The following is a 1,158-nucleotide window of genomic DNA, read 5'->3' on the forward strand; positions in this document are numbered from 1 at the left end:
TAGGGGAGGTTGCGGGCCATGACGATGCGCTGGATCTGGTTGGTGCCTTCGTAGATCTGGGTGATCTTGGCGTCGCGCATCATGCGCTCCAGCGGGTAGTCGCGGGTGTAGCCGTAGCCGCCGAGGAGTTGGACGGCGTCGGTGGTGATCTCCATGGCGGCGTCGGAGGCGAAGCACTTGGCGGCGGCGCCGAAGAAGGTGAGGTCCTCGTGGGGGCCGCCGTGCGAGACGCGCTGGGAGCGGGCGGCGGCGGCGTAGGTGAGCTGGCGGGCGGCCTCCAGCTTCATGGCCATGTCGGCGAGCATGAACTGGATGCCCTGGAAGTCGCCGATGGGCTTGCCGAACTGCTTGCGTTCCTTGACGTAGCCGGCGGCGTAGTCGAGGGCGCCCTGGGCGATGCCGATCGCCTGGGCGGCGATGGTGACGCGGGTGTGGTCGAGGGTCTTCATGGCGGTGGCGAAGCCGGTGCCCTCCTCGCCGATCATGCGGTCGGCGGGGATGCGGACGTTGTCGAGGTAGACCTCGCGGGTGGGGGAGCCCTTGATGCCGAGCTTCTTCTCCGGGGCGCCGAAGGTGACGCCCTCGTCGCCCTTCTCCACCACGAACGCGGAGATGCCCTTGGAGCGCTTCTCGGGGTCGGTGACGGCCATGACGGTGTAGAACTCGGAGACGCCGGCGTTGGTGATCCAGCGCTTGACGCCGTTGAGGACCCAGAAGTCGCCGTCGCGCACCGCGCGGGTCTTCATCCCGGCGGCGTCGGAGCCGGCGTCGGGCTCGGAGAGGCAGTAGGAGAACATGCCCTCGCCGCGGGCGAGTGCGCCCAGGTACTTGGCCTTCAGCTCCTCGGAGCCGGACAGTTGCACCGGCAGTGAGCCGAGCTTGTTGACGGCCGGGATCAGCGAGGAGGAGGCGCAGACCCGGGCGACCTCCTCGATCACGATCACGGTGGCCAGCGCGTCCGCGCCGGCGCCGCCGTACTCCTCCGGGACGTGCACCGCGTGCAGGTCGTTGGCCTGCAGCGCCTCCAGGGCCTCGTTCGGGAACCGGCCCTGCTCGTCCACGTCGGCCGCGAACGGAGCGATCTTCGCCTCGGCCAGCGAGCGCACCGCCTCCCGGAGCATGTCGTGCTCCTCGGTGGTCCGGAAGAGATCGAAGTCC

General features: G+C 69.4%; 1 protein-coding gene. It reads right to left on the reverse strand.

The features are described 5' to 3' along the window. Nucleotides 1–1,158, reverse strand: a 1,158-nt coding sequence (locus ACFTWP_RS41845; RefSeq protein WP_380270414.1) for an acyl-CoA dehydrogenase family protein, incomplete at both ends; no start/stop codon positions are given.

It is taken from the genome of Kitasatospora sp. NPDC057015 (genome assembly GCF_042673745.1).
GTDB lineage: Bacteria > Actinomycetota > Actinomycetes > Streptomycetales > Streptomycetaceae > Kitasatospora.